The 5888-nt window shown below is 69.9% G+C and carries 6 protein-coding genes and 2 pseudogenes; 2 read left to right on the top strand and 6 right to left on the bottom strand.

What is annotated here, in order from left to right:
- From U9977_RS08015 to U9977_RS08000, 4 genes and pseudogenes are all read right to left on the bottom strand, one after another.
- Positions 1-404 (bottom strand): annotated as a pseudogene (locus tag U9977_RS08015) (hypothetical protein); the annotation flags it as partial.
- An 85-nt stretch (positions 405-489) separates the two neighbouring features.
- Positions 490-879 carry a nuclear transport factor 2 family protein gene (locus tag U9977_RS08010; RefSeq protein WP_322748558.1) on the bottom strand — a complete coding sequence of 130 codons (390 nt, stop codon included), beginning with the start codon at positions 877-879 and terminating at the stop codon, positions 490-492.
- Between the two features lie 106 nt (positions 880-985).
- The gene (locus U9977_RS08005) at positions 986-1684 is read right to left on the bottom strand and encodes a type 1 glutamine amidotransferase domain-containing protein (protein ID WP_416210512.1); all 699 of its coding nucleotides are present in this window, start codon (positions 1682-1684) and stop codon (positions 986-988) included.
- Between the two features lie 396 nt (positions 1685-2080).
- Positions 2081-2962 (bottom strand): helix-turn-helix transcriptional regulator, encoded by an 882-nt coding sequence (locus U9977_RS08000; RefSeq protein ID WP_322748556.1) that lies wholly within the window; start codon positions 2960-2962, stop codon positions 2081-2083.
- 196 nt (positions 2963-3158) lie between these two features.
- On the opposite strand from U9977_RS08000, the gene U9977_RS07995 reads away from it, so the two are divergent.
- Positions 3159-3353, top strand: coding sequence for a hypothetical protein (locus U9977_RS07995; RefSeq protein ID WP_322748555.1), 195 nt, complete (start codon positions 3159-3161; stop codon positions 3351-3353).
- Positions 3354-3404: 51 nt separating this feature from the next.
- Positions 3405-4445 carry a zinc-dependent alcohol dehydrogenase family protein gene (locus U9977_RS07990; RefSeq protein ID WP_322748554.1) on the top strand — a complete coding sequence of 347 codons (1041 nt, stop codon included), beginning with the start codon at positions 3405-3407 and terminating at the stop codon, positions 4443-4445.
- 93 nt (positions 4446-4538) lie between these two features.
- Here the strand turns inward: U9977_RS07990 and U9977_RS07985 are convergent.
- Both U9977_RS07985 and U9977_RS07980 read right to left on the bottom strand, forming a co-directional pair.
- Positions 4539-4757, bottom strand: a pseudogene (locus U9977_RS07985) (aldo/keto reductase); the annotation flags it as partial.
- Between the two features lie 264 nt (positions 4758-5021).
- Entirely contained in the window at positions 5022-5807 is a 786-nt protein-coding gene (locus tag U9977_RS07980; RefSeq protein WP_322748552.1) for an SDR family NAD(P)-dependent oxidoreductase, read from the bottom strand.
- Between the last annotated feature and the right edge of the window lie 81 nt (positions 5808-5888).

The raw sequence follows: 5888 nt of genomic DNA, 5'->3' as shown, positions 1-5888 counted from the left end.
TTCGGACAGGCGGGGTTCTCGCAGTACAAGCGGCGCACCGACAGATCGATCAGGACCGGGCGGCCGCCGACCGCCTCGTCGGCTCCGGTGATGGCGACGGTGCCGCCCGCGGGGAGGTCGAGCAGGTCCAGTGCCATGCGCGCGGTGACGCCGTTCATCGGCAGCGTCGCGAATGCGGCGAACCGGTCCGGACGGGCGGCGATCACCGTCTCGTGCAGGCTGGTGTTGAGGTCGCGGGCCAGCGGCACGGCGGTCTCTGCTGGTAGGTCCTGGACGTCGACCCCGACCGCCTCCATCTCCACCAGCCGGTCGTGCACGGCCGCGGGCAGCCACGACAGGTCCAGGCCGTTGGCTTCCAGCAGCCCGGCGGTGGCGTAGTGCTCCTCGATCGCGACGACTCGCATCCCGATCCCCTTTCCCGCTGCCCTGACGGTGCGTACCGGCCGGCGGGCCGAGGGTCCGGATACCGGCCGGTGACGAGGGCGCCGGTCAGCCGTTGACGACCTGCTGGGCGAGGTGGCTGTCGGCGGCCTGCCTCAGCGAGGCGAGCTGGCCGTGGCGGATCGTCCACAGGTGGATGAACCGCACGTCGGCCTTCCGGTCGCTCTTCTCGACGTGGTAGTGCCCCAGCACGAAGACGTGGTCGGCGTCGTCGGCGAAGTACTGCTCGGCGTTGGCCGACCACGAGTCGACCTTCGAGCCCAGCTGGCCGAAGAAGTCGTTGACCATGCTGTCGAACCCGCTGTAGACGCCGCCGTGGGGGAAGCCTGGGGTGATGTCCCAGACCAGGTCGGGCGACATGATCTCCTTCATGACGGCCGGGTCGGCCCCGGAGTCGTACAGCCTGCGGACCAGTGCGATGTTCGAGGAACCGGACATGAAGCACTCCTTAGTGCGCGGGGCGGATTTCACGGAATATTGCTGATTCGATACGTGGCGTATTGACTTGGGGGTTGAGGGAGCCCACTCGGGGTCGGCGAGGGTGTCAGCCGAGCGACTTGACGACTTCCTGGGCGAGCGGGACCGCCGAGACCGGGTTCTGACCGGTGAACAGGGTGCGGTCCACCTCGACGTGCGGGGTGAACGGCTCGGCCTCCCGGTAGTCGGCGTCCAGGTCGGCCACGAGACGGTCCTGCAGTAGCCACTTGGCCCGGTCGGCGAGGCCGTTCTGGATCTCCTCGGCGTTGGACAGCCCCGTCATGCAGTAGCCGTGGAACGGGGACTTCCGGTCGGCGTCCAGGGTGGCCAGCAGGGCAGCCGGGGCGTGGCACACCAGCGCCAGCGGTTTGCCGGAGGCGAGCCAGCCGGTCAGCAGCGTGCCGGAGGCGGCGTCATCGGGCAGATCCTCCATCGGGCCCCAGCCGCCCGGGTAGAAGACAGCCGCGTAGTCGTCGATCCGGGCGTCCTCGATGCGCATCGGGTGCGCCAGCTCGGTCGCCTCGCGCAGTGCGGTCTTCATCCGCTCCGCACCCTCGGGGCCGTCGTTGAAGTCCGGGGTCAGGCTGAGGGCGTCGGCGGTAGGCGGGACGCCGCCCGGAGTGGCCGCCGCGATCTCGTAGCCGGCATCCTTGAAGACCGCGTACGGGCCGAGGGCCTCCTCCGCCCAGAACCCGGCGGGCTGTTTGGTCCCGTCCGCCAGCGTCCAGTGCGTGGCGGCGGTGATAACGAAAAGGATCTTTGCTATGGGATGCTCCCCGAAGATCGATAAGATCCAGACGCATGTCCGGGATCGGACCGCGAGAACGGCACGGGCGGAAAGAACGCCCTCACCGAGCGAAGCGAGCGCCAGGCGATGCACTAGAAGAATGACACAGAATCCAGGCGTTGAGGGTAGGAGGAAACCGTCCCAGGATCTGGGAGAGGCAGAGAGATCCGGCCCGGCCGGGCATATTCGCATCGGCGGGCATGCCTATGCCAAAGACATTCCATCGGGCGGGAATAGCGCCCGGCCCCGGGCGCTTCGGAACGCTCTATGCCGGCGCGGAGGGGGCTCTACGGACGGGTCGCGTGGACGGGGCGGCGGTGCGGGGCACGGGTTGTCGGACGCGGCCGTTCGGGGACGGCGGTCAGGTGCGGGAGTTCAGCTGAGAGCGGTGTCGGAGGCGGGCTGGTCCTGGGTCGCCGCCCAGGAGGACAGCAGGCGCAGGCCTTCCTCGGTGCGGGAGCCGGACTCGGCGATCCAGATGATGAGCTGCTGGCCGGTGTCGGGGCCGCAGCTGAGGGCGTCCCAGTCGAGGGTGAGTTCGCCGACGATCGGGTGGTTGAACACCTTGATGCCGCCGGTGAGGGGCGCGACTTCGCCGTCGGCCCACCATTGCCGGAACTGCTCGTTCTGCACCGACAGTTCGCCGACCAGAGCGGTCAGGCTCGGGTCGTCGGGGCGGGCGGCGGCCCGGCGGCGCAGCACGGCCACGGCGCCGCGGGCGGAGTTCTCCCAGTCGGCGTACAAGGTCCGCATGGTCGGGTCGGTGAACAGCTGCCGGATGTAGTTGCGGCGGCGGTCGGGGATCTTGGTGTAGTCGACGGAGAACAGTGCGGCCGCCATAGGGTTCCACGCCAGGATGTCGAGGTAGCGGCCCAGGATCATGCCGGGGGTCACGGTGAGCTCGTCCATCACCGCCCGCAGGTGCGGCTGGACCTGCGGCTGCGGCTGCGGCCGCGGCCGGTGGAGTTCCCGGTCCCGGCCTGCGAGCTCGTACAGGTAGTCGCGCTGGTCGTCGTTCAGCCGCAGGACCCGCACGAGGGCGGCCAGCACGGAGGTCGACGGGGTGATGCGGCCCTGTTCCAGGCGTGTGTAGTAGTCGGTGCTGATCGCGGCCAGCACCGCCACCTCTTCCCGGCGCAGTCCGGCCACGCGCCGCCGCTCGCCGGAGGCCGGCAGGCCGACGGTGCGGGGGCTGATCTCGGCCCGGCGGGCCCTGAGGAACTTCCCCAGTTCGATGAGGTGGGTGCTGCTGCTCATCTTGCCAGTGTGCCACCCGGCCGCCGACGCCAAGGTAGGACAGTTTTACCCCAGGATGGGTTTCTCCCGGGAGGGAAGGCTCCGTGGCGCGGCCCGACAGGCCGATGGCAGAGTGAGAGGTGTGCCGGTGGCAGCGACCCCGGCCATTGCACCGAATTCTTCTCGGAATTCAGCGGTCTTCTAGGGGGACCAGAGAATGGAACTGCTGAAGCAGCCGCCGACCGCCAAGGACCCGGCTGAATGGTTCATCGGCGACGTCTGGTTCGACGTCCTGTACCGGGGTGAGGAGCACTGGCACGGCGCCGCCCCGGACGGCGGCCCGGAGAACACCTGGCTCGAACACGTCACCGACACAGAGTACGAGCGGCCGCGCGTCAGAGCCCGCGTCTGACGCCCGCCGTGACCGCCGGGCCGTCCGGCAGACCGGAATTTTGGAGAAACCATGCGAGCGACTGTGATCTACGCCCCCGGAGACATCCGGGTCGAGGACGTGCCGGAGCCGACGATCATCAAGCCGACCGACGCGATCATCCGGACGGTCGCGACCTGCGTGTGCGGCTCGGACCTGTGGGCCTACCGCGGTCTCGCGCCGGTCGGCGACCCGCACCAGATGGGCCACGAATACGTCGGCGTCGTCGAGGAGGTCGGCACCGACGTCACCTCGGTCACGCCGGGCCAGTTCGTGATCGGCTCGTTCGCGACGTCCGACAACACCTGCGCCCACTGCCGCAACGGCTACCAGTCCAACTGCGTGCACCGGGAGTTCATGGGCACCTGCCAGTCCGACGTGATCCGGGTCCCGCACGCGGACGGCACCCTGGTCGCCACCCCCGGCCAGCCCGACCCGGACCTGGTCCCGAGCCTGCTAACGCTGTCGGACGTGATGGGCACCGGCTGGTACGCCGCCCGCGCCGCGGAGGTCACTCCCGGAGGAACCGTCGTGGTCGTCGGTGACGGCGCGGTCGGCCTGTGCGGGGTGATCGCGGCCCGCGAGCTGGGCGCCGACCGGATCATCGCGATGAGCCGGCACGAGACCCGCCGGAAGCTGGCGCTGGAGTTCGGCGCCACCGACATCGTCGAGGAGCGCGGCCAGGACGGCATCGCCCGCGTCATGGACCTGACCGGCGGGATCGGGGCCGACAGCGTGCTGGAGTGCGTCGGCACCGACGAGTCGATGCGGCAGGCGCTGGCGATCACCCGGCCCGGCGGCAACGTCGGCTTCGTCGGCATGCCGCACGGGGTGGAGCTGGACGCCCAACAGCTGTTCGTCTCCCACGTCGGTCTGCGCGGCGGACCGGCCCCGGTCCGCGCCTACCTGCGCGACCTCATCGACCGGGTCCTTTCCGGCCGGATCGAGCCCGGCAAGGTCTTCGACCTGACCCTGCCCCTCGAGCAGGTCGCCGAGGGCTACAAGGCCATGGACGAGCGCCGCGCCATCAAAGCGCTGCTGCGTCCGGCTGGCCTGACGCTGCTGGGGCAGTGACGGCAGGTCACAGGCCGGTCATGCGCTCGAGGTGTTCGGGGTAGCGGCCGCCCTGGATGTCGATCGTGGCGGCGGCGGTCTCGATCTGCGCGAGACGGGGGCGAGCGCTTCGCCGACCAGTCGCTCGTTGAGGAACGGCCCGTAGACCTCGGCGGTGTCGAAGAACGTGACGCCGCGCTCCACCGCTGCCCGCATCAGCGCGATCATCTCCTGCCGGCTGCCCGGGTTGGGGCCGTAGCTCTGGCTCATGCCCATGCAACCCAGGCCGATCGCCGCGACCTCGAGGTCACGTCCGAGCGTTCGCCTGTACATCGTCATCTCCTTCGTTGATCGATCGCCGTATACGTCCGGTCGCCGCCCGTGATGGTCTGGCGTTCGTCCCTCGCACCACGGCCGCGGCGACCTGGTGGCGGTCATCGGTGGCATCACCAGTGGACTGGCCGGTGCGACCAGGATCATCAGCGGACTGGGGCTCAGAGCGGTGTCGAGGCGGGCGCGAGGGCGAGGATCGCCAGGCCCGCCGTCATGAGGACCTAGCCGGTGGTGACGAGTGGGTCAGGACGCCGACTGCCACTGTCATGGGCCGGTGTAGCGGGTCGCGAGGGTGGGCTGGTTGCCGCCGCTGGCCAGGGCCGTCTCTGCGGCGAGCAAGGCGTCGAGGGCGTCGGCCTGCTCCTCCAGGCCGGGAGCGCAGACCGTCTCGCCCAGGCGGAGCCCGGCCAGGCTGGCCGTGGCCACGTCCTCAGCCGACATCGCCCAGGGGATGGTGCGGCCGGCACCGCTGTTCCACTCCGTCGCCACAACGCCAGGGCACACCACCTGCGTACGGACCGGGGTGTCGGCGAGTTCGTCGGCGAGGGTGCGAGTGAACGCCAAGGTGGCGGCCTTCCCGGCGACGTACAGGGTGCGCCGGGGCGCTCGCGGGTCGGTGAGGCCCGCGCTGAAGGCGAGGAGCGAGGCGACGGTGACGATGCTCCCTTCGCCGGCGGCGAGCATGCCGGGAAGCGCGGCGCGGACCAGTTGGATGGGGGCGACGGCGTTGAGGGTAAGCAGGCGGTCGATGTCGGCCAGGTCGACGTCGATGAGCGGGGCGTAGCCGCCGGTGCCAGCGTTGCTGATCAGCATGCGTACGTCCCCGGCGGCTAGGCGGTCGGTGACGGTGGCGATGCCGTCGTGGGTGGTGAGGTCGGCGGGCAGCACCTCGACGGCGGCTCCGCGTGTGCGGAGCTCCTCCGCCAGGTCGTCGAGCCGGTCGGCGCGCCGGGCCACGAGGACGAGGTCCCGGTCCGCTGCCAGGAGACGGGCATAGGCGGCGCCGATGCCGGAGGAGGCGCCGGTGATCAGGGCGATGGTGCGAGTCATGGAGCCAGCCTGCATCAAACGCTGGTTGAATATCAAACGCTAGTTGAGTATCAAATATTTGATAGAAATGAAGTGTCGTAT

Source organism: Protofrankia sp. Cas8 (genome assembly GCF_963555845.1).
Taxonomy (GTDB): domain Bacteria; phylum Actinomycetota; class Actinomycetes; order Frankiales; family Frankiaceae; genus Protofrankia.
Note: the sequence above shows the minus strand (reverse complement) of the source record. Positions and strands in the feature narration are given on the sequence as shown.

Excerpts from the sequence above, each read along its gene's own strand:
- U9977_RS08010 (WP_322748558.1), bottom strand. The coding sequence starts at position 879 with ATGTCCGGTTCCTCGAACATCGCACTGGTCCGCAGGCTGTACGACTCC.
- U9977_RS08000 (WP_322748556.1), bottom strand. The coding sequence starts at position 2,962 with ATGAGCAGCAGCACCCACCTCATCGAACTGGGGAAGTTCCTCAGGGCC.
- U9977_RS07995 (WP_322748555.1), top strand. The coding sequence starts at position 3,159 with ATGGAACTGCTGAAGCAGCCGCCGACCGCCAAGGACCCGGCTGAATGG.
- U9977_RS07990 (WP_322748554.1), top strand. The coding sequence starts at position 3,405 with ATGCGAGCGACTGTGATCTACGCCCCCGGAGACATCCGGGTCGAGGAC.
- U9977_RS07980 (WP_322748552.1), bottom strand. The coding sequence starts at position 5,807 with ATGACTCGCACCATCGCCCTGATCACCGGCGCCTCCTCCGGCATCGGC.